The sequence below is a fragment of the Streptomyces orinoci genome (genome assembly GCF_003121295.1).
Lineage (GTDB): Bacteria > Actinomycetota > Actinomycetes > Streptomycetales > Streptomycetaceae > Streptomyces > Streptomyces orinoci.
In genome coordinates, this window is record NZ_PHNC01000007.1 from 58142 (window position 1) to 83656 (window position 25515).

At 72.1% G+C, this 25515-nt stretch carries 23 protein-coding genes and 3 pseudogenes; 17 read left to right on the forward strand and 9 right to left on the reverse strand.

Annotated features, from left to right (window positions below):
- Nucleotides 1–96 precede the first annotated feature (96 nt).
- The gene (locus tag CV755_RS04150) at nucleotides 97–813 is read right to left on the reverse strand and encodes a transglycosylase SLT domain-containing protein (RefSeq protein WP_109278763.1); all 717 of its coding nucleotides are present in this window, start codon (nucleotides 811–813) and stop codon (nucleotides 97–99) included.
- 368 nt (nucleotides 814–1181) lie between these two features.
- On the opposite strand from CV755_RS04150, the pseudogene dhaL reads away from it, so the two are divergent.
- Together dhaL and CV755_RS35795 are read left to right on the forward strand one after the other, a co-directional pair.
- Nucleotides 1182–1793 (forward strand): annotated as a pseudogene (gene dhaL / locus CV755_RS35790) (dihydroxyacetone kinase subunit DhaL); the annotation flags it as partial.
- Complete coding sequence (locus tag CV755_RS35795; protein WP_241560983.1) at nucleotides 1770–2261, forward strand: PTS-dependent dihydroxyacetone kinase phosphotransferase subunit DhaM; 492 nt, start codon at nucleotides 1770–1772, stop codon at nucleotides 2259–2261. The pseudogene dhaL and the gene CV755_RS35795, both read left to right, overlap by 24 nt.
- On the opposite strand, the gene CV755_RS04160 is transcribed toward CV755_RS35795, so the two are convergent.
- Nucleotides 2251–2985 (reverse strand): PIG-L deacetylase family protein, encoded by a 735-nt coding sequence (locus CV755_RS04160; RefSeq protein WP_109278765.1) that lies wholly within the window; start codon nucleotides 2983–2985, stop codon nucleotides 2251–2253. The two genes, CV755_RS35795 and CV755_RS04160, sit on opposite strands and share 11 nt — an antisense overlap.
- A gap of 217 nt (nucleotides 2986–3202) precedes the next feature.
- Between CV755_RS04160 and CV755_RS04165 the strand changes: the two genes are divergently transcribed.
- The 3 genes and pseudogenes from CV755_RS04165 to CV755_RS04175 all read left to right on the forward strand — a co-directional run.
- Nucleotides 3203–4270, forward strand: coding sequence for an ABC transporter substrate-binding protein (locus tag CV755_RS04165; RefSeq protein WP_109278766.1), 1068 nt, complete (start codon nucleotides 3203–3205; stop codon nucleotides 4268–4270).
- Nucleotides 4271–5329 carry a FecCD family ABC transporter permease gene (locus CV755_RS04170; RefSeq protein ID WP_109278767.1) on the forward strand — a complete coding sequence of 353 codons (1059 nt, stop codon included), beginning with the start codon at nucleotides 4271–4273 and terminating at the stop codon, nucleotides 5327–5329.
- Nucleotides 5326–6096 (forward strand): annotated as a pseudogene (locus CV755_RS04175) (ABC transporter ATP-binding protein); the annotation flags it as partial. The gene CV755_RS04170 and the pseudogene CV755_RS04175, both read left to right, overlap by 4 nt.
- 173 nt (nucleotides 6097–6269) lie before the next feature.
- On the opposite strand, the gene CV755_RS04180 reads toward CV755_RS04175, so the two are convergent.
- Together CV755_RS04180 and CV755_RS04185 are read right to left on the reverse strand one after the other, a co-directional pair.
- A complete protein-coding gene (locus CV755_RS04180) occupies nucleotides 6270–7202 on the reverse strand; it encodes an L-tyrosine/L-tryptophan isonitrile synthase family protein (protein WP_109278768.1) in 933 nt (310 codons plus the stop codon).
- Nucleotides 7203–7209: 7 nt separating this feature from the next.
- Nucleotides 7210–8532, reverse strand: a complete 1323-nt coding sequence (locus CV755_RS04185) for a cytochrome P450 family protein (protein WP_109278769.1) — start codon at nucleotides 8530–8532, stop codon at nucleotides 7210–7212.
- 150 nt (nucleotides 8533–8682) lie between these two features.
- Here CV755_RS04185 and CV755_RS04190 point away from each other — a divergent pair, with 150 nt between their 5' ends.
- From CV755_RS04190 to CV755_RS04205, 4 genes are read left to right on the forward strand one after another with little or no spacing between them, the layout of a single operon-like run.
- Nucleotides 8683–8898: a hypothetical protein gene (locus CV755_RS04190; protein ID WP_109278770.1), complete on the forward strand. Its 216-nt coding sequence runs from the start codon at nucleotides 8683–8685 to the stop codon at nucleotides 8896–8898.
- Nucleotides 8898–11162 (forward strand): heavy metal translocating P-type ATPase, encoded by a 2265-nt coding sequence (locus CV755_RS04195; RefSeq protein WP_109278771.1) that lies wholly within the window; start codon nucleotides 8898–8900, stop codon nucleotides 11160–11162. Before CV755_RS04190 ends, CV755_RS04195 begins: the two co-directional genes overlap by 1 nt.
- Nucleotides 11159–11641, forward strand: coding sequence for a copper chaperone PCu(A)C (locus tag CV755_RS04200; protein WP_109278772.1), 483 nt, complete (start codon nucleotides 11159–11161; stop codon nucleotides 11639–11641). Before CV755_RS04195 ends, CV755_RS04200 begins: the two co-directional genes overlap by 4 nt.
- A gap of 40 nt (nucleotides 11642–11681) precedes the next feature.
- Nucleotides 11682–12017, forward strand: a complete 336-nt coding sequence (locus CV755_RS04205) for a hypothetical protein (protein WP_153068575.1) — start codon at nucleotides 11682–11684, stop codon at nucleotides 12015–12017.
- Between the two features lie 312 nt (nucleotides 12018–12329).
- On the opposite strand, the gene CV755_RS04210 is transcribed toward CV755_RS04205, so the two are convergent.
- The gene (locus CV755_RS04210; RefSeq protein ID WP_422070503.1) at nucleotides 12330–12920 is read right to left on the reverse strand and encodes a sigma-70 family RNA polymerase sigma factor; all 591 of its coding nucleotides are present in this window, start codon (nucleotides 12918–12920) and stop codon (nucleotides 12330–12332) included.
- Between CV755_RS04210 and CV755_RS37330 the strand changes: the two are divergent.
- Nucleotides 12904–13038 (forward strand): annotated as a pseudogene (locus CV755_RS37330) (hypothetical protein); the annotation flags it as partial. The gene CV755_RS04210 and the pseudogene CV755_RS37330 sit on opposite strands and share 17 nt — an antisense overlap.
- A gap of 284 nt (nucleotides 13039–13322) precedes the next feature.
- Here CV755_RS37330 and CV755_RS04220 read toward each other — a convergent pair.
- Nucleotides 13323–14036: a hypothetical protein gene (locus CV755_RS04220; protein WP_109278776.1), complete on the reverse strand. Its 714-nt coding sequence runs from the start codon at nucleotides 14034–14036 to the stop codon at nucleotides 13323–13325.
- A gap of 416 nt (nucleotides 14037–14452) precedes the next feature.
- Between CV755_RS04220 and aceE the strand changes: the two genes are divergently transcribed.
- On the forward strand, nucleotides 14453–17104 hold the full coding sequence (gene aceE, locus CV755_RS04225; RefSeq protein ID WP_241560969.1) for a pyruvate dehydrogenase (acetyl-transferring), homodimeric type: 2652 nt from the start codon (nucleotides 14453–14455) through the stop codon (nucleotides 17102–17104).
- A gap of 28 nt (nucleotides 17105–17132) precedes the next feature.
- Here the strand turns inward: aceE and CV755_RS04230 are convergent, their stop codons facing one another.
- The gene (locus CV755_RS04230; RefSeq protein WP_109279008.1) at nucleotides 17133–17399 is read right to left on the reverse strand and encodes a holin; all 267 of its coding nucleotides are present in this window, start codon (nucleotides 17397–17399) and stop codon (nucleotides 17133–17135) included.
- A 148-nt stretch (nucleotides 17400–17547) separates the two neighbouring features.
- Between CV755_RS04230 and exaC the strand changes: the two genes are divergently transcribed.
- The 6 genes from exaC (at nucleotide 17548) to CV755_RS04260 (ending at nucleotide 22379) form a co-directional block, all read left to right on the forward strand.
- Nucleotides 17548–19071: an acetaldehyde dehydrogenase ExaC gene (exaC, locus tag CV755_RS04235; RefSeq protein WP_109278778.1), complete on the forward strand. Its 1524-nt coding sequence runs from the start codon at nucleotides 17548–17550 to the stop codon at nucleotides 19069–19071.
- Nucleotides 19072–19236: 165 nt separating this feature from the next.
- Entirely contained in the window at nucleotides 19237–19638 is a 402-nt protein-coding gene (locus CV755_RS04240; RefSeq protein ID WP_109278779.1) for a hypothetical protein, read from the forward strand.
- Nucleotides 19639–19871: 233 nt separating this feature from the next.
- Nucleotides 19872–20486 (forward strand): hypothetical protein, encoded by a 615-nt coding sequence (locus CV755_RS04245; protein WP_109278780.1) that lies wholly within the window; start codon nucleotides 19872–19874, stop codon nucleotides 20484–20486.
- Between the two features lie 19 nt (nucleotides 20487–20505).
- On the forward strand, nucleotides 20506–21180 hold the full coding sequence (locus CV755_RS04250; RefSeq protein WP_109278781.1) for a class F sortase: 675 nt from the start codon (nucleotides 20506–20508) through the stop codon (nucleotides 21178–21180).
- Between the two features lie 61 nt (nucleotides 21181–21241).
- Nucleotides 21242–21886 (forward strand): GNAT family N-acetyltransferase, encoded by a 645-nt coding sequence (locus CV755_RS04255; RefSeq protein WP_109278782.1) that lies wholly within the window; start codon nucleotides 21242–21244, stop codon nucleotides 21884–21886.
- Between the two features lie 43 nt (nucleotides 21887–21929).
- Nucleotides 21930–22379, forward strand: a complete 450-nt coding sequence (locus CV755_RS04260; protein ID WP_109278783.1) for a DUF779 domain-containing protein — start codon at nucleotides 21930–21932, stop codon at nucleotides 22377–22379.
- Here the strand turns inward: CV755_RS04260 and CV755_RS04265 are convergent.
- Together CV755_RS04265 and CV755_RS04270 are read right to left on the reverse strand one after the other, a co-directional pair.
- Complete coding sequence (locus tag CV755_RS04265) at nucleotides 22316–24529, reverse strand: putative bifunctional diguanylate cyclase/phosphodiesterase (RefSeq protein ID WP_109278784.1); 2214 nt, start codon at nucleotides 24527–24529, stop codon at nucleotides 22316–22318. The two genes, CV755_RS04260 and CV755_RS04265, sit on opposite strands and share 64 nt — an antisense overlap.
- Nucleotides 24526–25317: an SAM-dependent methyltransferase gene (locus CV755_RS04270; protein WP_241560986.1), complete on the reverse strand. Its 792-nt coding sequence runs from the start codon at nucleotides 25315–25317 to the stop codon at nucleotides 24526–24528. The genes CV755_RS04265 and CV755_RS04270 overlap by 4 nt, the downstream gene beginning before the upstream one ends.
- Nucleotides 25318–25515 lie beyond the last annotated feature (198 nt).

Below are 25515 nucleotides of genomic sequence, written 5' to 3' on the forward strand. Positions count from 1 at the left end.
ACGTCCGGGACGCCTGGGCATGGCCCGCTTCACGGAAAACGGGCGGCGGCGCCCGGCCGGGTGGCCGGGCGCCGCCGCCCGTCGGAACACTCCGTCTTAGTAAGCGGAGTTGACGTTGTCCATGGAGCCATAGGTCTTGGCCGCGTAGTTGCAGGACGCCACGATGTTGGCCACCGGGTCCCAGATGTTCCACGAGGTGCCGTCCACGTGGAAGGCCTTGAAGGTGGGGTCGATGATCTGCAGCAGACCCTTGGACGGGATACCGGCCTGGGCGTTGACGTCCCAGTCGTTGATCGACTGGGGGTTGCCGCTCGACTCACGCATGATGTTGCGCTTGATGCCGTCGTAGGAGCCGGGGATGCCCTTGGCGTGCATGATGTCCAGCGCCTGGCTGATCCAGCCGTCCAGGTTGTCGGCGTACGCCTTGGGGGCCGGAGCGGCCGGGGCAGCCGGGGCGGCGATGGGCTTGCGGGCCTCGGAGCGGCCGGCGGCGGCCTTGGCGGCGTGCGCCTTCTCGGCGGCCTTGGCCTTCTCGGCGGCCTTGGCGTCGGCCTGCTTCTTGGCGGCGGTGGCCTTGACCGTGGCGGCCTGGGCCTTGGCCTGGGCGGCGGCGGTGTCCGACAGCTGGGTCAGCTCGGTCTGGCCCGCACCGGAGAAGGTCTGCGCATTCCACGCGACCGGCTTGACCGAGGAGGACTCGGCGGCCGAAGCGGTGCCCGCCACGCCCAGGGCGAGGGCGGCGGCACCAGCGGTGGCGATACCGGCGGCGGCGAACTTGTGGGCCTTGGTCAGGTGGGTATAGCCAGAACGCATAAGTGAGCTGAACCTTCCAGTGGGGGGAATCTGCCGCAGCGGCCCTCATCGGCGCGAAAGAAGCGCCGCGTCTCGATCCGACGGCGCCCTGCGACCCGACCAGTCTTAGCGACGCAAAAACCCCCTGGCAAAGGGTGTGACCTACGAAAGAACCCCATGCAGAGGGCACACCGCTTCCGCCAATTGGCCATCCCAGGCGTTCGGTTATCACGAAAGAGGCTCGTAAGTGACGTGGGTCTCATGGGCGGGCTCACACTCCACACCCCCCGATCTCACCCACCGCCCAACAACCGCTACACAGGCGGAACGGCCGGGTCGTCCACTAGCGTTCGTATTTCCAGCCGCCGCTCCCGAGGAGCCCGCCAGCGATGACTGCCCCGCTCGACCTGGACTTCTTCCGCCGCTTCCTGGACCGCGCCACCCGCGTGATCGTCATCCAGGCCCCGTATCTGACCGATCTGGACGCCGCCATCGGCGACGCCGACCATGGCGCCAATCTCAAGCGCGGCTTCACCTCCGCGTCCGGGCTGACGGCCGACACGCCGGGGGCCCTGCTCACCGCCGTGGGGGCGCAGCTGACCAACACGGTGGGCGGGGCCTCCGGCCCGCTCTTCGGCACGGTGCTGCGCCGGATGGGCAAGGTGCTCGGCGAGGAACCCGTGGTGGAACCGGCCGCGCTGGGCAAGGCCCTGGCCGCGGCGGTGGCGAGCGTACGGCGGCTGGGGGACTCGGCGCCGGGCGACAAGACCATGGTGGACGCGCTCCAGCCCGCGTCCGATGCCTATACCGCCGCCGTCCAGGACGGGCAGGAGGTGACGGCCGCGCTGGACGCGGCGGCCCGGGCGGCCCGGGACGGCGCTCAGGCCACGGTCCCGCTGCGTGCCCGGCGGGGCCGGGCCAGCTATCTGGGCGAGCGGAGCACCGGTCATCTGGATCCGGGGGCCGCCTCCTCGGCGATGCTGGTCACGGCGCTGTACGAGGCCACCGACCCGGAGCTGTGCGCGGTGGACCCGGAGCCGCTGGCGGTGGCCAAGGAGGAGCGGCCCCAGGAGCCGGGGCGGGTCGGTCTGGTGCTGGTCTCGCACAGCCGGGAGGTGGCCACGGCCACCGCCGCCCTGGCCAAGGCCCTGGTGGGCACGGGTGACCCGGCGCCGGTCGCCCCCGCCGGGGGCCTTCCGGACGGCAAGATCGGCACCAGCGCGGAGCTGGTCCGCAAGGCGGTCCGGGCGGCCGACCAGGGGGCCGGGGTGGTGGTCGTCTGCGATATGGGCAGCGCGGTGCTGACCGTCCGGGAACTGCTGCCGGAGCTGGGCGGGACCCGGATCGCGGACACCCCCTTTGTGGAGGGCGCCGTGGCGGCTGCGGTCACCGCCTCGGCGGGCGGCGACCTGGCCGCGGTGCTGGCCGCGGCCGAGGACGCCCGTACCTACCGCAAGCTCAGCGGCTGAACAGTTCAAAGGCGACGCCCGGCCGCCCGCCGAAGCGCTCGGCGACGGCGGCCATATTGCCCTCCAGGAAGGAGCGGGCATAGCGCTCCGGGTCCTCCTGGGTCAGCGCCTCGATATAGGTGCGATGGCACAGCAGTGAGGCCACTCCCCGGTCCAGTCCGGCCCGCGCGTCCACCGCATGGGTGGGCCGGGGCGAGCCCGCCACGGCCACATAACGCACCCCGTTCCAGGGCAGCAGCCCCTGGTCCGCGAGCTCGGGGAAGATCCAGCGGTTGCCGGCGTCGGCCACCGCGTCCAGGGTGGCCCGGCCGACCGCCCGGTGATCGGGGGTGTTCCAGGCGACACCGCCCCAGGTGTCATGGTGATTGAGGGTGATGACCAGCTCGGGCCGGTGCCGGCGGATGGCGGCCGCGAAGTCCCGGCGCAGCGCGGTGCCGTATTCGATGACACCGTCGGAGTGGTCGAGGAACTCCACCGCCGCCACCCCGACCGCCGCGGCGCTCTCCCGCTGTTCGCGTTCGCGCAGTGGTCCGGCCTCGGCGGGCGGGAGAGTGTCGATGCCCGCCTCGCCCCGGGTGGCCAGCAGATAGGCGCACTGGCGTTCGTCGTCCAGCCAGGTGGCGATGGCGGCCGCGGCCCCGTACTCCAGGTCGTCGGGGTGGGCGACGATCGCCAGGGCGCGGCGCCAGTCGGTGGGCATCTCCAGGAGTTGCTGCTCGGCCATGCGGTTGTTCTCCTCGGCAGATCATCGAGGGCGCCTCGGCGGGTCCTCGGCGGATTCTCGGGGCGGACGGTCGGGTGGACGGGTCAATCGGCGAACGGGCCTTTCCCGGGATCATCGCACCGGGCGGGAACCCGGGGCCGTTCGCGGCCGACTACCTGTTCCGGATCCGTCATCTCGGGTCCGGTGTCCGGTGGAACGAATTCCTGGAGTGTTTCTGATGCGCCCTCGTGCGTGGTGCGGTGTGCTGGCCGCGGTTGCTCTGTCGGCGACGGCTTGCGGCGGTGGCAGCGAGGAAGGTACGGCCGCCAGGACCGCCGAGGGGGGTGCCCGGGGCGGTGGGTTCCCGGTGACCGTGACCGACTGCATGGGGGCCAGGACCACCTTTGACTCGGCGCCCAAGAAGATCGTCACCAGCAATGCCTCCGCCCTGGAGCTGCTGCTGTGGCTGGGCGCGGGCGACCGGGTGGCCGGTACCGGCTTCCCGCCCGGAAAGGGCGCGCTGCCAGGGCAGTTGGCGGACCGCGGCGCCAAGGTGCCGGTGCTGGGCCGGACGGTGATCCCCAAGGAGAAGCTGCTGGCCTCCGGGGCCGATCTCTATATCGACTCCTTCTCCTCGATGAAGAACATGGGCGGGGCGGGCGATGCCCCGACCCCCGAGGAGTTCAAGGCCGCGGGCATCAAGCATGTCTTCCTCAAGTCCACCGCCTGCGCCGCGAAGGCGGACAAGTCGCCGCGTACCGATCTGTCCGGGGTGGAGGCCGATATCGAGCAGCTTGGCAAGGTGACCGGCACCTCCGCCCGGGCCGCCGAACTGGTGGGAGGGATGCGGCAGAAGACGGAGGCGGTGCGCACCGCGCTGAAGTCCGTGCCGGAGGACAAGCGGCCCGGCTACTTTCTCTTCGACTATGACGCGGGCACCAAGCAGCCAATGGCGGTGTGCAACCGGCAGGTGGCCAACGCGGTGATCACCGAGGGCGGCGGCCGCAATGTCTTCGCCGACTGCGCGGGCGACTTCAAGCCGGTCGGCTGGGAGGACGTGGTGGCCAAGGACCCGGACTGGATCCAGCTGGCGGTCCGCAACCGGGGCAGCGAGGAGGCCAACCGCAAGGCGTTCGACGAGGCCGCCGGTTTCCTGAGGTCGTTTCCGGCCACCAAGGACCTCAAGGCGGTCAAGGAGGGGCACTTCCTGCGCATCAACTCCGAGCTCACCACCATCGGCGGGGTACGCAGCGCGGACACCGTCCGCGAGATCGCGCACACCCTGCACCCGGATCTGGTGAAGTAAGTGGCCGCGCCGGCCCGGGAGTTGCCGGAGCGGCGGCGGGCACCGCGCACCGGTGTGGTGGCGGCCGCACTGGCCGCCGCCCTGCTGTGCGCACTGGTCGCCTCGGTGTGCCTGGGCTCCACCCAGGTGCCGCCGGGCCGGGTGTGGTCGGCGGTGGTACGCGGGGTGAGCGGCCAGGCCCCGGTGCCGGGCACCCAGGATCTGATCGTCTGGCGGCTGCGGGTGCCAAGGGCACTGCTGGCGGCCGTGGTTGGCGCGGGTCTGGGACTGGTCGGTACGGCCGTTCAGGCGCTGGTCCGCAATCCGCTGGCCGACCCCTATCTGCTGGGGATCTCCAGTGGTGCCTCGCTGGGCGCGGTCTCGGCGATTGTGCTGGGCGCGGGGGCGGGCGGCGTGCTGGGGCTGGGGCTGTCCTCGGCGGCCTTCGCCGGGGCGCTGGCCTCCTTCACCCTGGTGTGGGCGGTGGCCCGGCGCGGCGGGGGCTTCTCCCCGCTGCGGCTGGTGCTGGCGGGTGTGGGCATTGGGCAGTTCCTCTCCGGCTTCACCCACTATCTGGTGCTCCAAGCCGGGGACGACCAGCAGACCCATGGGGTGCTGTTCTGGCTGATGGGCTCGCTGGGCGGGGCCCAGTGGTCCACCCTGGCCGCGCCCTCCCTGGCCGTACTGCTGGGCCTGGCACTGCTGACGGCCCGGGCCCGGGCGCTCAACGCGCTGCTGATGGGCGATGAGACGGCGGCCGGGCTGGGCGTGGATGTGGCCCGGCTGCGCCGTGAACTCTTCGTTGTCACCAGTGTATTGACCGGGGTGCTGGTGTCGGCCTCCGGCGCCATTGGCTTTGTGGGCCTGATGGTGCCGCATGTCTGCCGGATGGTGGTGGGCGGCGACCACCGTCGGCTGCTGCCCGTCTCGGCTCTGTTCGGGGCGGTGCTGCTGGTGGTGGTGGACCTTCTGGCGCGTACCGCGCTGCCCGAACAGGAGCTGCCGGTGGGGGTGGTGACCGCGCTGATCGGCGCGCCCACCCTGCTGTTTCTGCTGGACCGACGGCTGGAGCGGGCATGAGGACCTGTATCGAGGACCTGGCGGTGGTGCTGTCCGGGCGGACCATTGTCTCGGGCGTACGGGTGGTGGCCGAGCCGGGCGAGATCGCCGGGCTGATCGGCCCCAATGGCAGCGGGAAGTCCACGGTGCTGCGTACCGTCTACCGCCATCTGCGGCCGCACGCCGGGCTGGTGACGGTGGGCGGTACGGACGTCAGGGCACTCGGCGCCGCCCAGGCGGCCCGCCGGGTGGCGGCGCTGCCCCAGGAGCGGGGTTCGGACTTCGAGCTCTCGGTCCGCGAGGTGGTGGCCATGGGCCGTACCCCCTACAAACGGGCCTTCGCCGCCGATGACCGCGCCGACCGGGAAGCGGTGTCCGCCGCGCTGGCCCGGGTGGGCATGACGGATGCGGGTGACCGCCGCTTCTCCGTCCTCTCCGGCGGCGAACGGCAACGGGTCCTGCTGGCCCGGGCGTTGGCCCAGGACCCGGAGGTACTGGTGCTGGACGAGCCCACCAATCATCTGGACGTCCGGCACCAGGTGGAACTGCTGGGCATCCTGCGGGAGTTGGGCCGCACCACGCTGCTGTCGCTGCATGACCTGAACGCGGCCGCGTCGGTGTGCGACCGGCTGCATGTACTGCACGGCGGCGCGGTGGTGGCCTCTGGTGCGCCGCGAGATGTTCTCACCCCGGAGCTGCTGGCCGAAGTGTTCGGGGTTCGCGCGGTTGTGGTCGAGCATCCGCTCACGGGTGACCCTTTGATCGCCTTCGACCACCGGAGCGGTGCGCCCCGTCAGGGGCGCGGGGAACTGCGCGAACAACCACGGATGTCCCGCACCCGGAATGCGACCGCTGGTGCGGTTTCACCATGGAGCGACCCTGTGCAGCCGGTTTGCGGGTCAGGCGCGGGCCGCCTTGGGCTGATCGCGCAGTTCCCCGCGCCCCTGACGGGGCTCTCCCTTCAGCCCTGGAAAGCCACAAAGTGGCTGGGGCGCCCCTCGCGGAATGCGAGCCTCCCCAGCCGCTCCGCCTCCGCGCGCCGCATCAGCCGGGCGTGACCGCCCACGTCCCGGAGCACCGCCGTGTGCCAAGGCGTGGCCCACGCGTCCGGCGCGTCCAGCAGCCGGATGCCGAACTTGGCGGCGCCAAGCGGCTGCGGGTGGATGGACAGCCGTACCGACCGGGGGTGATGGAAGGCGATCAGTCCGCCCCAGGCCCGGCTGCGGGCGATCACCCCATAGGCCCGTTCCCGGCACTGTCGTTGCAGGGCCGAGCGGCTGCCGGAGAAGCCGGCGGTGTCCTCCACCAGGAAGCGGGTGATGCCCCGGTACAGCCGGGCGGTCTCCTCGTCGGTGCGGGTTCGCTCACGCAGTTCGGCCAGGGTGGGCGCGAACTCCTCGGTGACCAGGGCACGTTTGGTGTCATAGGGCAGGTCGCCATGGACCGCGCGCAGGTCGAAGGTGTCCAGATGGTGCAGCCCGTCCCGGCGGATCATGGCCCTCAGCTCGTCCCCGTAGGCATCGATATGGGCGTCCGGCACCTGGATCAGGTCGGCGAAGACATGGCCGTCGGAGCAGATGAGCATCCGGGCGCCGGGCGGGTAGATCTCGCCGATGCGTGCGCACAGCCGGTCCAGGAAGGCCAGGGAGAGCCGCTCGCCCTCGTCCGGCAGCCGGCCCAGCACCTTGGCGGGGTTGGGTGACTTGCAGGGAAAGCCGGGCAGGGTGAACAGGACCGGCTCACCGGTCCGGGTGAACTGCCGTATCTGACGCAGCTGTTCGGGGTGGTCCAGCGGATCGGGCGAGGACGGTCCGGATGTGCGGTGGTGGGGCAGCAGCAGGCTGAGGATGCGGGTCTCCACCGCCGGGGGTGCCACCAGGGCTGTCGGGGTCATCTGCGGGTCATCCAGCGAGGTGCGGGCAGGCGGAACGGTCGAAGGCGACGGGCAGGCGGCTTACGCCGCGGCCCAGTACGGCCGGGATCCAGGGCAGTTGGTCCTCGGGGACGGCCGGCCGCAGGCCGGGCAGGCGGCGCAACAGGGCGCCCAGGGCCACCTGGAGTTCAACGCGGGCGAGGGCCGCGCCGGGGCAGAAGTGGATGCCATGGCCAAAGGCCAGATGGGATCCCTGGGCCCGGTCCACATCGAGGGTGTCGGGGTCGGGGAAGCGCTCGGGGTCGCGGTTGGCGGCGCACAGCGAGACGATCACCGAGTCGCCGGCCGGTACCCGGGTGCCGTGCAGTTCGGCGTCCTCGGCGAGGAACCGCCAGGTGGTGAGCTCAAAGGCGCTGTCCAGGCGCAGGAGTTCCTCCACGGCGGCGGGCAGGGTCTCCGGTTCGTCCCGCAGCCGGTGCAGTACGTCCGGTCTGCGCAGCAGGGCCACCAGTGCGGTGGTGATCTGATTGGTCACCGGTTCCTGGCCGGCCACCAGCAACTGGAAGATCATGGAGTCCAGCTCCTGCCGGGTGAGTTGGCCCTCGTCGCGGGCGGTCACCAGGCGGCTGAGCAGTCCGTCGCCGGGGGCCGCGCGCCGGTCGGCGACCACCTCCGCGATGTACTGCTGCAATCCGCGCAACAGGGCCTCATAGGCGCCCCGGCCTGGGTCGGTCGGGCCGACCGGTGCCACCACCCCGCCCCACTCGCGCCGGAAGCGGCCGGCCAGGTGTGGCGGCAGGCCGATGACCTCGGCCAGTACCTGGAAGGGGAAGCGGGCGGCGAAGCAGCGCACCAGGTCAACGGTGGGGGCGTCCTTGGGCAGGGCGTCCAGGAGTTCCCCGGCCATCCGCTCGAAGCGCGGGCGCAGCCGCTCCACCCGGCGGGGGGCGAAGGCGTCGGTGATCAGCCGCCGCATGGTGGTGTGCTTGGGCGGGTCCTGGTGCAGCAGATGCACCTGGAGCTGGGAGTGCTGCGGCTCCGGCATGATCGAGGCGCGGGCCCGCCAGCGGTCGTTGCCCAGCGCGTGGTTCTTGCCCAGCCGGGGGTCGGCCAGGGTGCGCTGGGCGGCCGTGTGCCCGGTGACCAGCCAGGCCCGTACCCCGCTGGGGAAGAGCACCCGGTGGATGGGGCCCGCCTGGCGCAGCCGGGCGTACAGCGGATAGGGATCGCGCTTGTAGTCGGGACCGTAGAGGGGTACGGGTTCGGGCGGCGACTGCACGGTGGCGGGCTCCTTGAGGTGAAGGCGGGCCCTGAGGAAGTCGGACGCCGGTCCGGGTGAGTTCCTGGACATTTATGCGAGCCGGGGCGGGCGCGGTCCGCGATCCATTGGTAGTCGGCCGGCGGGCCCCCTCGGTTCCCGGCGGCGAAAGGGACAATCCTCACGCGCCATACCAGCGGCGCCGGTTGCCGCCGGACCGTCCGGACATGCCACGATGCGTTGATGACCGCTCGTCGTTCACTTGCTCCCCATGCCGCGCTGACCGGCTTTGTCCTGCTGCTGGCCATGGTCTTCGGCGCCGCCTACGCCGCCGGGTCGGCGGCCGGTCCGGTGGCCCCGGGCATGCACCGCACCGGTGGCGGATCCGCCCCGGCGCCGGGCTCCGGTTCCGGGAACGGTGGCGGGGGCTCGCACGATATGCCGGGAATGGACCACTGATGACCACGACCAGCGCAACCACCGGGTCCATCGGGACCACCGGGACCTCCGCGACCGCCGCCGAGACCGAGTTGATCGTCGGCGGAATGACCTGTGCCGCCTGTGTGGCCCGGGTGGAGAAGAAGCTCGGCCGGCTGGCAGGGGTCAGCGCCAGCGTCAATCTGGCCACCGGCCGGGCCCGGGTCAGCCATCCCCCCTCGGTGACCGCCGCCGAGCTGATGGCGGTGGTGGAGGGCGCGGGCTTCACCGCGGCCCTCCCGGAGCCGGAGCGCCCCGCACAGCCCGAAGTCACCGACTCCGCACCCGAGTTCACCCGGCTGCTGATCACCGCGCTGCTCTCGGTGCCGGTGCTGGTGCTGTCCATGGTGCCCGCCTGGCAGTTCACCCACTGGCAGTGGCTGTGCTTCACCCTGGCCACCCCGGTCGCCACCTGGGGCGCCTGGCCCTTCCACCAGCGGGCGCTGCGCGGCCTGCGGCACTCCACGGCCACCATGGACACCCTGGTCTCGCTGGGCGTGCTGGCCTCCTACGCCTGGTCGGTGTACGCGCTGTACTTCGGCGGCGCCGGACGGCCGGGCATGCGGATGCCGTTCTCGCTGACCCCCACGGTGATGGGCGGCACGGCCGATGTCTATCTGGAGGCGGTGGTCGGCGTTCCGCTGTTCGTGCTGACCGGCCGGCTGCTGGAGGCCCGCGCCCGCCAGGGCACCGGCTCCGCGCTGCGCGCCCTGGCCGCACTGGCCGCCAAGGACGTGGTGGTACGCGCCGACGGCACCGAACGCCGGGTGCCCATCGGCGAGTTGCGGGTGGGCGACCACTTTGTGGTGCGGCCCGGAGAGCGGGTGGCCACCGACGGCGTGGTGGTCTCGGGCAGTTCGGCGCTGGACATGTCGCTGGTGACCGGGGAGAGCGCACCGGTGGAGGCCGGTCCGGGCACCGCGGTGACCGGCGGAGCGGTCAACTCCGGCGGAGTGCTGGAGGTACGGGCCGAGGCGGTCGGCGCGGACACCCAACTGGCCCGGATCGCCCGCCTGGTGGCGGACGCCCAGGCCGGCAAGGCACGGGTGCAGCGGCTGGCCGACGCGGTGGCGGGGGTCTTCGTCCCGGCGGTGCTCACCGCGGCCGTCACCGTGCTGGGCTTCTGGCTGGGCGCCGGCGCCACCCCGCAGGCCGCGGTCACCGCGGCGGTGGCGGTGCTGGTGGTGGCCTGCCCCTGCGCGCTCGGACTGGCCACACCCACCGCCCTGTTGGCCGCCACCGGCCGGGGCGCGGCCCTGGGCATCCTGGTGCGCGGGCCGCAGGCACTGGAGGGGCTGCGCCGGGTGGACACCGTGGTGCTGGACAAGACCGGGACGCTCACCACCGGCGCCATGGCGGTGACCGGGGTGACCACCCGCCCGGACGGCCCGGACACCGAGGCGGTGCTGCGGCTGGCCGCGGCGGCCGAGGCCGGTTCCGAGCATCCGGTGGGCCGGGCCGTACGGGCCCGGGTGCCCGGACCGCTGCCCCGCGCCGAGGACTTCCGGGCCACCCCGGGACTAGGGGTGACCGCCCTGGTGGCGGGCCACCGGGTGGAAGTCGGGCGCCCCGGGCCCGAGTTGCCCGGGGTACTCGCGGCCGCCGTGCGCAAGGCCGAGGAAGACGGACATACGACCGTTGTGGTCCGGGTGGACGGCGAGCCCCAGGCGGTGATCGCCCTGGGCGACACGGTGCGTACCGACGCCTACCGGGCGGTGGACCACCTCAAGCGGCTGGGCCTGCGGCCGGTGCTGGCCACCGGCGACAGCCCGGCCACCGCCCACGCGGTCGCCGCCGGGCTGGGCATCGAGGAGGTGCACGCCCGGGCCACGCCGGAGGAGAAGGCGGCCCTGGTGCGCGAGCTGCGGGAGCGCGGCCACCGGGTGGCGGTGATCGGCGACGGCGTCAACGACACGGCGGCGCTGGCCGGTTCGGACCTGGGCATCGCCATGGGCGGCGGCACCGACGCGGCGATCGGCGCCGCCGATGTCACCCTGGTCCGCGAGGACATGGGGGCACTGGCCGACGCGGTGCGGCTGGCCCGGCGCACCTCGCTGACCGTACGGGCCAATCTGGCCTGGGCCTTCGGCTACAACCTGGTCACCGTGCCGCTGGCCGCGGTCGGGCTGCTCAGCCCGATGTTCGCGGCGGCCGCCATGTCCGTCAGTTCCCTGCTGGTGGTGGGCAACAGCCTGCGGCTGCGCACCTGGCAGCCGGCCCCGGCCCGACGAAAGGCAGCCCGATGAGGACCCCGGAACCGCTGCGCGCCCTGCGCGCCGCGCTGGTGCCGCTGGCCGCCTGTGCGCTGACCCTGGCCGGGCTGGGCGCCTGGACGGCCTCCGGGGCGGCCGGCCGCCCGGCGCGGATCACCGCCTCCGACGCCCGGGTGCTGCTGCCCTTCGGCACGGACGACACCGCGGCCTTCGTCCGGCTCCGCAACGACGGCGACGAGGACGACCGGCTGCTGGATGTGGAGGTGCCCTCGGCCTACCGGGCCATGCTCAGCCGGACGGTCACCCGCAACGCGGTCAGCCATATGGAGATGGTCTCCGCGGCCACGGTCCCGGCCCATGGCTCGCTGTCCATGTCGCCCCGGCAACTGGACATCATGATCTCCCGCCCGCCCCGGCTGCGCCTGGGCGACCGGCTGCCGCTGGTACTGACCTTCGCCAGGAGCGGCGTGCTGCGGGTGACCGCGGAAGTGGTGCGGCCGGGCACCGGCTGAGGGCCTGGCGCGCCGAGGGCCCCTGTGATCGACTCACCGGGTGACCACAGTGCTGCTCTCCATACGGCCCGCGCTCCCGGCCGCCTGGTTCCACCACCTCCTCACCCGCCCCTTCATCGAGCTCGACGGGACGGAACACCCGGCGAAGTGGGGCGAGCAATCCCTCGACCTCGCCCCCGGCACACACCGCCTCGGCGTCTGCTTCCGCTACCGCGTCCGGAGTTCGCCCCGCCTCGCCGAGTCGGTCACCCAGCTCACCGTCCCCGACACACCGACCCCCATCCCGGTACGCGCCCGCCTGGGCCTTCCCAACGGCAGCCACTTCCACATCGACGGCCCCTCAGCCCCCACACAAGGACCAGGGCCCACCCCATAAGGGGCGCGTGCAACCGACATCCCGCACCCAAAACGCGACGGGACGCCCGTCACCCAGGGGCCCGGGGAACTGCGCCACCAGCCACACACAGCCCGCACCAAAACACGGGGCGCCCCCCTCCCTGGGGGCGCGAGCAACCGCGCAACCAACCACCGACAACCCGCACCCAAACACGGCAGGACACCCCCCGTCCCAGGGGCGCGAGGAACGGCGCGACCAGCCACCGACAACCCGCACCCAAAACACAGCGAGACGCCGGCAAGCCCGCCCAGCGGGGGCACGAGGACACGCCCCGTACCCCCACCGCACAGCTCACCCAGCCGCACCCGCCAACACCGGAACCCGGCCGGCCGCATCCCGCTCAGCCGTCTCCAGCTGGCCGATCAGCGCCTCCCGCGCCCGCGCGACCCGCGACCGCACCGTGCCCACCGGGCAGCCGGCGACCAGCGCCGCCTCCGCGTACGGCAGGCCCAGCATCTGGGTCAGCACAAAGGCCTCCCGGCGCTCATAGGGCAGCCGGTCCAGCAGCTGCGACAGGGCCACGCCCTCGTCGAAGCCGGGCAGCTGAGCGCACTGGGCGCGTTCCGCCGCCGACTGCCAGTCGTCGGTATCCGACAGCCGCGGCCGGGCCGCGTTGAACCGGAGCCGGTCCACCACCGTGCGGCGGGCGATGGTCAGCAGCCAGGTACGGGCGGAGGACCGGCCCTCGAAGCGGGGCAGGGTCCGCAGCGCCCGGAGATAGGTCTCCTGCACCAGGTCGTCCGCACCCTGCGGGTCATTGCTCAGCCTGGCGACATACCGCCGCACATCACTCTGTGTGGCCCGGATGAACTGCTCCACCGCTTCGGCGTCACCGCCACGCGCCGCCAGTGCCCAGGCGGTCACCATGTCGCCATCACGCACGGCGGCCCCCGGTGGAGTGCGCCGCGCACACGCCGGAGACCATGGCGGGGTGCACTGCAGTGAGCTTCGTACCGCTATATCCGCCCGCGTCGACGACGAGCGGCCGCCGCCAGGGGTCGGCGAGGCGGTGCTGGACGCGCATCTGCGGGACTGTGCCGAGTGCCGGAGCTGGAGCGAGCGCGCCCGGCGGCTGAGGATCCTCGCCGCGGGCCTGGACCTCGACTGAAGCCGGCTCTGGGAACGCCGCCGTGAGCGGCGTAAGGGCAGGGGCCATCGCCCTGGGTCCTTCCTGGAATCCGGGCCCCGGCAGCGCCTGCGCGCGCCCGGCCCGGTGACGGTTACGGCCTTCAACCGGCCGCCGTCGGCGGGCCCCATGGACCGGCGTTGTTCCAGGTCGTGGGCTCAGCCGAGGGCGGCGAGGGCAGCCGGCGGCCCCCGGGTGGCGAGCACATGGGCGTACAGCAGCTGCCGCAGCCGCTGCGCGGCCCGCGCCAGGCCGGCGCGGATACGCGGGGGGCGCGGGGTGGACACCGGGTCGCGGAAGAGCACCAGCAGCGGGGCGAACAGCCGGGCGCCCACCGCACGTCCCAGCCGGAAGGCGGCCTGTTCGCCGCCGGACAGCCAGATCCCGCAGACCAGCGCCACCAGCAGGTGCGCGGACCACATCCCGGCCGCGCCGTGCCCGGTGTGTGCCGGCATCGCCTCCATGGGCATCGGCCCGCCCATGCCGGGCATGGGGTGACCCATGGTCAGGTGGTGCGCGCCGGTCAGGTTGTGCGCGCCGCACAGCATCCGGCCGGGATCGATCACCATCCGCTGGGCCGCCGCACCCGGCCGAGTGCCCTGGGCGACGGTCTGCGCCAGCGAGAAGAAGAGGTGCAGGCCGGTCTGCGCACCCACGGTGGCCAGGGTGACCAGCAGCGGGCCGCGCTCGCGGCCGGCCAGGAACCAGGCGCAGCTCCCGGTGCCGGACAGCGCCACGGCCACCGCCCACCAGGGGACGTCGGTACCCGACATCACCGCGTGGCCCAGGGCCGCGAGCAGCACACAGACCGCTGCGAACACCATGGCCCGCAACGCCCTGGGTCCCTGTTCCGCCCGCTGTCCCGCACTCATGACGTGGACATCGTTGCACCCGCCCCGAGCCGCGCGACGGCCGGGTATGGGTGACCGGTCCACATCCCCCCGCCCGGACGCACGGCTCCGCCCCGCACCGTCCGCCCGGCGGTGCGGGGCGGCGGGCCGCCGGCCCGGGGGAAGACCGGCGTCCGGTCCCGTCGCGCCATGGGACTCGCAGGAAAAGCCTCCCGTGCGGCGGGCCGTGCGGGGAGCGTGTGCGGCGGCCGGTTTGGAGTGCGCCGCCGCACACCCCGTGTGGAACTCCGGATTCCGAAGTTCCGCCCGCTGATCCACCTCAGACGGGCCGATGAACCCTTGACCGCCCCGAGCGAATGATCGATCATCGATCACGGAAAAGGGATTCCGAGTGGCGGAACAACGAGGTTCCATCCGGAAGCGAAAGGGGATCCACCGTGGCCCAGCTCGACCAATTGCCCGACCCGGACCCGTCCGAGACCGCCGAATGGCGGGAGTCACTGGACGCGGCCGCCCGCCACGGCGGCCCGCACCGCGCGGCCCTGCTGCTGCGCCGGACCGTGGAGCACGCCGGACACACCGGGCTGGACGTCCCCCCGCTGCTCGGCACGCCCTACCTCAACACCATCCCGACCGCCGAGGAACCGCCCTACCCCGGCGACGAGGCGCTGGAGCGCCGGATCACCGCCTGGAACCGGTGGAACGCCGCGGCCATGGTCACCCGTGGCAACCAACGCGCCGGGCTGGGCGGGCATATGGCCACCTTCGCCTCGGCCGCCTGGCTGTACGAGACCGGTTTCCAGCACTTCTTCCGCGGCAAGGAGACGGACGGCAGCGGCGACCAGCTCTATCTCCAGGGCCACGCCGCACCGGGGATCTATGCCCGCGCCTTCCTCGAAGGCCGCCTGACCGAGGGGCAGTTGGACCGGTTCAGGCAGGAGGCGTCTGGCGACGGACTGCCCTCCTATCCGCACCCGCGCCGGCTGCCCTGGTTCTGGGAGTTCCCCACCGTCTCCATGGGCCTGGGCCCCATCTCCGCGGTCTACCAGGCCCGTTTCAACCGCTATCTGGAGCACCGCGGCATCAAGGACACCTCGCGCTCCAGGGTGTGGGCATTCCTGGGCGACGGCGAGATGGACGAGCCGGAATCGACCGCCGCCCTCGACCTGGCCGGGCGCGAGGGCCTGGACAACCTCACCTTTGTCATCAACTGCAATCTGCAGCGGCTGGACGGCCCGGTCCGGTCCAACTTCAAGATTGTGCAGGAGCTGGAGGCCCGCTTCCGGGCGGCCGGCTGGCAGGTCGTCAAGGCCCTATGGGGCACCGCCTGGGACGCCGTCCTCGGCCGGGACACCGACGGGGCGCTGCTGAGCCGGCTGGGCGAGGTGCCGGACGCCCAGTTCCAGACCTATGCCACCCGGGACGCCGCCTATATCCGCGAGCACTTCTTCGGCACCGGCCCCTCGCTGCGCGCCCTGGGCGCCGGTCTCGGGGACGACGAACTGCTGGAGCTCTTCCACACCTCGCGGGCCGGCCATGAGCCGCGCAAGGTGTACGCCGCCTACCGGGCCGCGGTGGAGCACACCGGAGCGCCCACGGTGATCCTGGCGCAGACCGTCAAGGGCTACACCCTGGGCCCCGGCTTCGAGTCCCGCAATGCCAACCACCAGATGAAGAAGCTCACCGGCAAGGAGTTCCGCGCCATGCGGGACCTGCTGGAACTCCCCATCCCGGACCGGGCGTTGGACGGTGACACCATGCCCTACGCCCACCCGGGAGCGAACTCCGCCGAGGTGCGCCATCTGCGCGAGCGGCGGGCCGCGCTGGGCGGGCCGGCGCCCGCCCGCACCGTCCGGCCCAGGCCGCTGCCGGAGCCCTCCGCCAAGCCCTTCGCGGCGCTGGAGAAGGGCTCCGGACAGCAGGAGATCGCCACCACCATGGCGTTCGTCCGGCTGGTCAAGGAGCTGATGCGGGAGAAGGAGACCGGCCGGCGCTGGGTGCCGGTGGTGCCCGACGAGGCCCGCACCTTCGGCATGGAGTCGCTCTTCCCCACGGCCGGCCTCTATTCACCGGTGGGCCAGACCTATGACCCGGTGGACCGCGACCAACTCCTCTACTACAAGGAGGCCAAGGACGGCCAGATCCTCAACGAGGGCATCACCGAGGCCGGTTCACTGGCCTCCTTCACCGCCGCGGCCACCTCCTACGCCACCCATGGCGAGCCGGTGATCCCCTTCTACATCTTCTACTCGATGTTCGGCTGGCAGCGCACCGCCGACCAGTTCTGGGCGCTGGCCGACCAGTTGGGCCGCGGCTTTGTCATCGGGGCCACCGCGGGGCGCACCACCATGACGGGAGAGGGCCTGCAGCACGCCGACGGCCACTCGCATCTGATCGCCTCCACCAACCCGGCGGCGATCGGCTATGACCCGGCCTTCGCCTATGAGATCTCGGTCATCGTCCGCGAGGGGCTGCGCCGGATGTACAGCCCCCAGGCCGAGGACGTCTTTTACTATCTGACGGTCTACAACGAGCCCAAGGTCCAGCCGGCCATGCCCGAGGGGGTGACCGAGGGCATCCTCAAGGGCCTCTACCGCTTCCGGGAAGCCGCCGGCCTGCCCACCGACGCGCCGCGCCTGCAGCTGCTGGCCTCCGGTACGGCGGTGCACTGGGCGCTGGACGCCCAGCGGCTGCTGGCCGGGGACTGGGGCGTGGCGGCCGACGTCTGGTCCGCCCCGTCCTGGACCGAGCTGCGCCGGGAGGCGCTGGACTGCGACGCGGCCCGGCTGCGCGGTGAGGACCGGGTCCCCCATGTGACCCGGGTGCTGCGCGACGCCCCGGGGCCGGTGGTGGCGGTCAGCGACTGGATGCGTGCCGTGCCGGATCAGATCGCGCCCTGGGTGGAGCAGGACTGGACGTCCCTGGGCACCGACGGCTTCGGCCTCTCCGACACCCGGGAAGCCGCCCGCCGCCACTTCGGGGTGGATCCGCAGTCGGTCACCGTGGCGGCGCTGGCGGCTCTGGCCCGGCGGGGCGAGGTCAAACCGGAGACCGTGCGCCGGGCCGCCCGGCACTACGGCCTGGACTGAGCGGCGCCACGACCTGGACCGGGCCGCATTACTGCCTGGACTGGGCGGACTGACCGGAAGGAGCCGTTCCGGACGACGGCCCGGGCAGCCAGGCGGCGCTGTCCTTGTCGCCGATGTACCTGCCGATCGCCCCCTTGATCACCGAGAGAGCGGCCGGCAGGGCGGCGATGGCGGCCGCCTTGAGCGCCGAGACGCTGGTGAGGTTGAACCCGTCGGCCAGGATCAGGCCGAGGAAGGTGGTCACATATGCGGCGATGGTGCGCTCGGCTATGTCGATGAGCACCTTCTTGTTCATGGATTCATCCATTTCTGCGCAGCGGGAACGGTCTTCCTGATGTGTACACCACAGTGATCAGGACTTCCGAGGCGGGCCCGCGGGTAGCTTCCAGCCGTCCGCCGCCCGCGATGGCGCGGGCGGCACCGTCCCAGGAGGCCCCCGGACCATGACCCGTTACGCCGACCCCGGCTCCCCCGATGCCCTTGTCTCCTACCGCTCCCGCTATGACCACTGGATCGGCGGTGATTACGTCCCGCCCGCCCGGGGCCGCTACTTCGAGAACCCCACCCCGGTCAATGGCCGCCCCTTCACCGAGGTGGCCCGGGGCACCGCCGAGGACGTGGAGCGTGCCCTGGACGCGGCCCACTCGGCGTTACCGGCCTGGTCGCGCACCTCGCCGGCCGAGCGGGCGGCCGTTCTGCTGCGCATCGCCGACCGGATGGAGGCCCGGCTGGAGCCGCTGGCGGTGGCCGAGTCCTGGGAGAACGGCAAGCCGGTCCGGGAGACCCTGGCCGCCGACATCCCGCTGGCCATCGACCACTTCCGCTACTTCGCGGGCGTCATACGGGCCCAGGAGGGCAGCCTCTCCCAGCTGGACGAGGACACCGTCGCGTACCACTTCCACGAGCCGCTGGGCGTGGTCGCCCAGATCATCCCGTGGAACTTCCCGCTGCTGATGGCGGCCTGGAAGCTGGCCCCGGCGCTGGCCGCGGGCAACACCGTGGTGCTCAAGCCGGCCGAGCAGACACCCGCCTCCATCCATGTCTGGCTGGATCTGGTGTCCGACCTGCTGCCGCCGGGTGTGGTCAATGTGGTCAACGGCTTCGGTGCGGAGGCCGGCAAGCCGCTGGCGGCCAGCCCCCGGGTGGCCAAGATCGCCTTCACCGGGGAGACCACCACCGGCCGCCTGATCATGCAGTACGCCTCGGAGAACCTGAAGCCGGTCACCCTGGAGCTGGGCGGCAAGAGCCCCAATGTCTTCTTCGACGACGTCTCCGCCGCCGAGGACGACTTCCTGGACAAGGCCCTGGAGGGCTTCACCATGTTCGCCCTCAACCAGGGCGAGGTCTGCACCTGTCCGTCCCGCGCGCTGATCCAGCGCGGTCACTACGACTCCTTCCTCCAGGCGGCCATCGCCCGCACCGAGGCCATCGTCCCCGGCCATCCGCTGGACACCGCCACAATGACCGGCGCCCAGGCCTCCAACGACCAGCTGGAGAAGATCCTTTCCTATCTGGACATCGGAAAGCAGGAGGGGGCCCGCGTCCTCACCGGCGGCTCCCGCGCCGCACTGGGCGGCGAGCTGGCGGGCGGCTACTACGTGGAGCCCACCATCCTCGAGGGCACCAACCGGATGCGCGTCTTCCAGGAGGAGATCTTCGGCCCGGTGGTCGCCGTGACCCCCTTCACCGACTTCGACGAGGCCGTCTCGCTGGCCAATGACACCCTCTACGGCCTGGGCGCCGGCGTCTGGACCCGGGACGCCAACACCGCCTACCGGGCCGGCCGCGCCATCCAGGCCGGCCGGGTCTGGACCAACTGCTACCACTCCTACCCGGCCCATGCCGCCTTCGGCGGCTACAAGCAGTCGGGCATCGGGCGGGAGGGGCACAGGATGGTGCTGGAGCACTACCAGCAGACCAAAAACCTGCTGGTGAGCTACTCACCGAAGAAGCTCGGCTTCTTCTAGGCCAGTTGGGCGGGGCCCGGCTCCGGCAAATTCGATTCTCCCGTACGAAAAGGGCTCACCGGTCAAACCGCTGACGGGCTTCGGGAGTTCTCCTGAATTGGCGTCAACAACCCTTCGCACCCTAGAATTTGGGGCACGTACCGGCATAGCGGAAGGGCGCCGTCCATGGGCACCAAATTCATTGAGGTCGACGAATCCCACAAGGGTCAGCCCGGTGTGGAAGAAGGGGTGAAAACGATCGAGGTCGGTGGTCAGACGATCACGACGCCGATTTACGTCCAGCGGATCGACTTCGACGACCTCGACCCCGAGGTGACCGGCAATCTGACCACGGTCAAGTTCGCCGTAACGGTCACCGAGGAAATGGAGGACCTGACCGGGGAGCTGGACGAGGACGGCTCCCCGGTCACCGAAATCAAGGAAATCCAGGTGCCCAAGTGGCTGGAGGTCGATCTGGGCCCGGAATCCCTGCGGAAGTACGAGGAGGTAATGGCCCCCTACTGCGCCGCCGCCCGGGAAACCGAGGCCCCGGCCATTCCGGCCCCCCGCAAGCGCCGCAAGAAGTGAACTCCGAGCCCCTCTCCTGTCTTCGGGAGAGGGGTTTCGTCCAGCCGCCCGTCCCCCGGATCGCGAGGTGACGCCCTATCACCCCGCCCCCGCGACACGCCGCGCCCGCCCCCGCCGGACACCCCCGCGCCCACCCATCCGGCGCAGCTTGGCTACCGAACGGAGCAATACCGCTACCCTCCGGATGCCCGGGCGGATCTCCCAGGTGAACCTCGGATCAAGGAGGTACACCCATGAAGTCAATCCGTACCGCTTTCTGCGGCACTCTGACGGCAGTCGCCGTCTGCGCGGCGCCCGCCGCCTACGCCCTCAACTCCAGCCACTCCGCCCCGGTCAAATCGGAGACCCATGTCGCCGCCCCCAAGCACGGGGACCGTGCGGGCTGCGACCACGGTTGCGACGAGGACCATGGCCGCGACCACGAGGGCCGGGACGAGGACCACGGCCGTGACGAGGACCACGGTCGCGACCACGAAGGCCGGGACGAGGACCACGGCCGTGACCACGACGGTCGCGACGAGGACCACGGCCGCGACCACGAAGGCCGGGACGAGGACCACGGCCGCGACCATGAGGGCCGCGACGAGGACCACGGCCGCGACCACGATGAGCACGGGCGTGACCACGGCCGGGAGGACCACGGCCGCGAGCACGGCCGTGACCACGAGGGCCGCCATGAGCACGGCCGTCCGCACGGTCCCGCGCACGCGGGCGGCGGCGCCACCGCTCAGATGGCCGCGGCCGAATCCGCCACCGACACCCCCGCGCTCCTGCTCGCGGGTGCCACGGCGGGTATCGCCGGTGGTCTGATCTGGACCCGCCGCCGCGCCAATGCGGCCAAGCGCTGACGGGAAACGGATCGGCATCATGTCAGAGACGCGCAGAGGTGGTTTCGGCCGCCTGCTGACAGGGGCGGCCTGGGTAGCACTGCTGCTGGCCCTCTGGCTTCGCGGCCACGACATCGCCGAGGAGCCGATAGCCACGGCTCCCCGACCCGGTGATGTCGTTGCCCAGGGCCGCCCTCCTGCGCATGGCCTGCCCCCGGCACACGAGCCGTTGCCGGGGGCCGGCCCTCAAGGGCTGATCATCAAGAACATGGGGCTGCGGGCCCCGATCGAGGGCCATGGCCTGGACCCCCTGGGCGGCGTGGAACCGCCTCCCTATGAGCGTCCCGGCTCCGTGGCCTGGTACCAGGACGGCCCCGAGCCCGGGGCTTCCGGCTCCGCGGTGCTCGTCGGCCATGTGGACACCAAGACCGGCCCCGCCGTCTTCTACGAGCTCAGCACCGTCAAGCGCGGCGACCAGATCGCGGTCGCCCGGGCGGACGGCACCATCGCCGACTTCACCGTCGAGGATGTCTCGGTGGTCGCCAAGGACCACTTCGACGTGGACCGGGTCTATGGCCCCGAGGACACCCGGCGCGCCGAACTCCGGCTGATCACCTGCGGCGGCGACTACGACCGCGACCAGCACGAGTACAGCGCCAATGTGGTGGTCACCGCCTATCTCACGGGCACCGAGCGCACTCCCCGGCCGGCCTGATCACCGAGGCCGGCCCGCAAACCATTCGACAGCGAACGCCCGTTCCCGGCAGAGTCCGGTCATGGAAAGCCGCTACTGGCCGCTGTACGGCCTGGTACTCACCACCCCGCGCCTGGAGTTGCGCCTGCCGGACCTGGAGCTGCTGACCGGGCTGGCGGACGCCGCCGCCCAAGGGGTGCACGACGAGGCCGCCATGCCCTTCAGCGTGCCGTGGAGTGACGCACCGCCGGAGGAACGGGGCCGGTCGGTGTTCCAGTACACGCTGGGGACCATCGCCGAGTGGCGGCCGGAGCGCTGGGTGCTGTCGCTGGCCGTGGTCCATCAGGGCGAGCCGGTCGGCGTCCAGGGGCTGAACGGCACCGGCTTCGCGGTGACCCGGGAGGCGTCCACCGGCTCCTGGCTGGGGCTGGCCCACCAGGGCCGGGGCCTGGGCACCGAGATGCGGGCCGCCGTGCTGCACCTGGCCTTCGCCGGGCTGGGCGCCCGGTTTATGACCTCCTCGGCGATGACCGACAATCCGGCCTCCCACCGGGTCTCGGAGAAGCTCGGCTACCGCCCGGACGGTCTGGAGACGGCCGGCGTCCAGGGCCGTTGCCGCACCCTGCGGCGCTGGCGGCTGTCCCGGGAGGACTGGGAGGAGCGCCGGACCGTGCCGGTACGCGTCCAAGGGCTGGAATCCTGCCACCAGTTGTTCGGGCTGCCCTGATATCCGCTTGGCAAGTGAACGCAGGCACAGCAGAGTTGATGGCGTGAAGGAACCGGCAACCGCCCGGGTGGCGCTCACCGAAGACGCGGCCGGGCTGATCCGCGCGCTGTACACCGCGCATGGCCCGCTGATGTTCCATCAGTCCGGTGGCTGTTGTGACGGCAGTTCGCCGATGTGCTACCGGCGCGGCGAGTTCCGTACCGGCGGCTCGGATGTCCTGCTGGCCGAACTGGCCGTGGACGGGCTGCCGGAGCCGGTCGGCTTCTGGATGTCGGCGGAGCAGTTCGAGCGCTGGCGGCACACCCGTCTCACGGTGGACGTGGTGCCGGGGCGCGGCAGCGGCTTCTCCCTGGAGGCCCCGGAAGGGGTGCGCTTCCTGATCCGTTCCCGGCTGCTGACCGACGCGGAGCGGGCCCTGCTGGACGCGGCTCAGGAGGAGGCGTCCGCCAGGGAGAGGGCATGCAGGCGTTCCGGCGGGCCGGGGCGGGCGTAGTACCAGCCCTGGGCCGTCTCACAGCCCAGTATCCGCAGGTGGTCGGCCTGGGTGCCGGTCTCCACGCCCTCCACGGTCACCGAGAGGTCCAGCGTGTGGGCGAGCGAGACAATGCCCTCGACGATCTTGACGTCCACCGGGTCGGCGGGGGCGCACTGCATGCCCCGGGTGAAGGACCGGTCCAGCTTGAGGGTGCTCACCGGCAGCCGGCGCAGATAGGACAGGTTGGAGTAGCCGGTGCCGAAGTCGTCGAGCGCGATGTCCACGCCCAGGTCGGCGAGTTGCCGCAAGGGGCGCAGCTCCTCCTCGTCGGCGCCGATGAGGGCGCTCTCGGTGACCTCCAGGCAGAGCGCGGAGGGTTCCAGTCCGGCGTTGTCCAGCACCGCGACGGTCTCGGCGACCAGTGAGGGGTAACGCAGCTGCGCGGGCGAGAGGTTGACATTGACCCGCAGCGGCAGCGGGCAGCTGTCGTCATTGCGCCAGGCACGGGCCTGGCGGGCGGCCTCCTCCAGCACCCAGCGTCCCAGCGGCACGATCAGCCCGGTGCTCTCGGCCAGCGGGATGAACTGGTCCGGCCCCAGCACCCCATGGACCGGGTGCAGCCAGCGCACCAGGGCCTCGGCGCCGCGCACCGTGCCGTCGGCGAGCCGTACCAGCGGCTGGTACTCGATGAAGAACTCGCCGTTGTCCAGGGCGCCGGGCAGACAGTTGGTGAGGTCGTGCCGGGCAATGGCGCGGGCGTCGGAGTCGGCATCGGCGACCTCATAGCGGTTGCCGCCGGCCGCCTTGGCCCGGTACATGGTGATGTCGGCGCTGCGCAGCACCTCGGCGGCGCCCAGTTCGCCCACCGGGCCGTCCACGATGCCGATGCTGGCCCGTACCGACAGATGGCGGCCGTCCAGGCGAACCGGTTCGGCGAGCGCGTCCAGCATCCGGCGGGCTAAGGCGGTGACATCGCGCTGGGCGCCGGGGCCGGTGATCAGGGCCACGAACTCGTCGCCGCCCAGCCGGGCGATCAGTTCATGGGGGCCGGTGACACAGGAGCGCAGCCGTTCGGCGACGGCCACCAGCAGCTGGTCCCCCACCCCGTGGCCCAGGCTGTCGTTGACCGCCTTGAAGCCGTCGATGTCCAGGTAGCACAGGCCGAAGTCCTCGTCCGCGCCGCCGGATTCCAGCGCCTTGTCCAGCCGTTCGAAGAACAGGGCGCGGTTGGGCAGGCCGGTGAGGTCGTCATGGGTGGCCTGATGGCGCAGCCGCTCATGCAGCAGCCGGCGTTCGGTGATGTCCTCCATCAGGGCCAGCTGGTACTGGGGGCGGCCCTGGGCGTCGCGCAGCAGGGTGACCGACAGGTCGGTCCACAGCACACTGCCGTCGCCCCGGTAGTAGGGCTTCTCCACCCGGTAGTGGTCGCGGTCGCCGCGTACCAGCTCGGCGTACAGGCCCCAGACCTCCGGGGAGTCCTGGGGGTGCACCAGTTCGCCGACGTTGCGGCCGGCCACCGGGTGGTCCAGGCTGCGGAACATCCGCACCAGGGCGTCATTGACGTCGGTGATGTGCCCGTCCACATCGGCGATGCCCACGCCGATGGCCGCGCCCTCGAAGACCGCGCGGAAGCGGGCCTCGCTGGTGTGCAGGGCCTGTTCGGTCTGGGCCTGGGCGGCCAGCGCGGCGCGCGAGATGGCCTCCTGTTCGGCCAGGGTGCGCTCGCGCAGGGCGCGGGCGAAGCCGGCGGCCAGGGCGTGCTGGAGGCGGGTGCAGCGGGCCCGGTCCTCGCCCGCGGTACGGCCCGCGCCGGGTGGGCAGTACAGCGGCAGATAGGCATCGACCGCGCCCAGGATCAGCGGCAGGGCATCCGGGTCGGTGCAGTGGCCATGGACCAGGGCGGCGCCCACCTCGGCCCCGGGCCGGGGGTCGAAGGGCTGGGCGCGCAGGGCGTCGCGCAGCCGGGCGGCCAGCGGCCGCAGATAGCGCTCGAACTCGGGGCGGGTCATCGGGGTGCCGGCGGCGGGGTGGACCGCCCGGCACCAGATCGCGGCGAAGGCGCGGGTGCGCTCCAGCTCCTCGGCGTCCCGGGCCGGCTCCTCGGGCGCGGGGGACGGCTGGGCCGCCGCCGTCCCGTACAGGGTGCGGCCGTTGGGCGCCCCCGTCACGGCTTGCGCCCCACACCGGCGAATCCGGCGGCGCCGGCCCGCCCGTCCATACCGCCGGGTGCCGGGGCGCCGGGTCCGTCGTCCTCCGGGCGCCAGGCGTCCATCGGCACCAGGCCCGGCTCGACCAGGGTGAAGCCCTCGAAGAAGTCGGCCACCCGGTCCCGGGAGCGGGTGCACAGCGGGGAGCCGATGGCCTGGTAGACACCGCGCACCCGCTCGCCCGCCTCGGGGCGCATCGGCCCGTCCTGTTCGGTGGCGTGGGTGAGGATCAGCAGGCTGCCGGAGGGCAGGGCGTCGCGCAGCCCGGCCACCGCCTTGCGGGGTTCGTCCGCGTCCTGGAGGAAGTGCAGCACGGCCACCAGCAGCAGGGCCACCGGGCGGCCGGGCGCGAGCAGTTCGGCCACCGGGGGGCTGCCCAGTATGTCGTCGGGCGAGCGGAGGTCGGCGGCGACCACCGTCGCCCGGTCGTTGCCCGCCAGCACGGCCCGGCTGTGTTCCACGGCCACCGGGTCATGGTCCACATAGACCACCCGGGACCGGGGGTCCGCCCGCTGGGCGATCTCATGGACATTGCCGAAGGTGGGGATGCCGGAGCCGATGTCCAGGAACCGGGTCACTCCCTCGGCCACCGCGAAGCGCACCGCCCGCCGCAGGAAGGCCCGGTTGGCCTGCATGATCTTCGGCAGGCCGGGATAGGCCGCCATGGCCTGCCGGGCGGCCTCCCGGTCCACCTCGAAGTTGTGCGAGCCGCCCAGGTAGTAGTCATAGATGCGGGACACGCTAGGCATGGACAGATCGATGCCCTGGGGGGCCCAGGCGGGACGCTCCGTCACTTCGTCTCTCCGACTCGTCTCAGGGGGTGTTGAGGGCTCTGAGCAGAGGCTACTGATCGTTCGTTCGAATGATAGAAGGAAGTGGACATCCAGCGTCCGCATCCGGCCGTCGATCACCCCTCGCCTCCAGCAGGTGTGCTCTTCAGGCGAGTT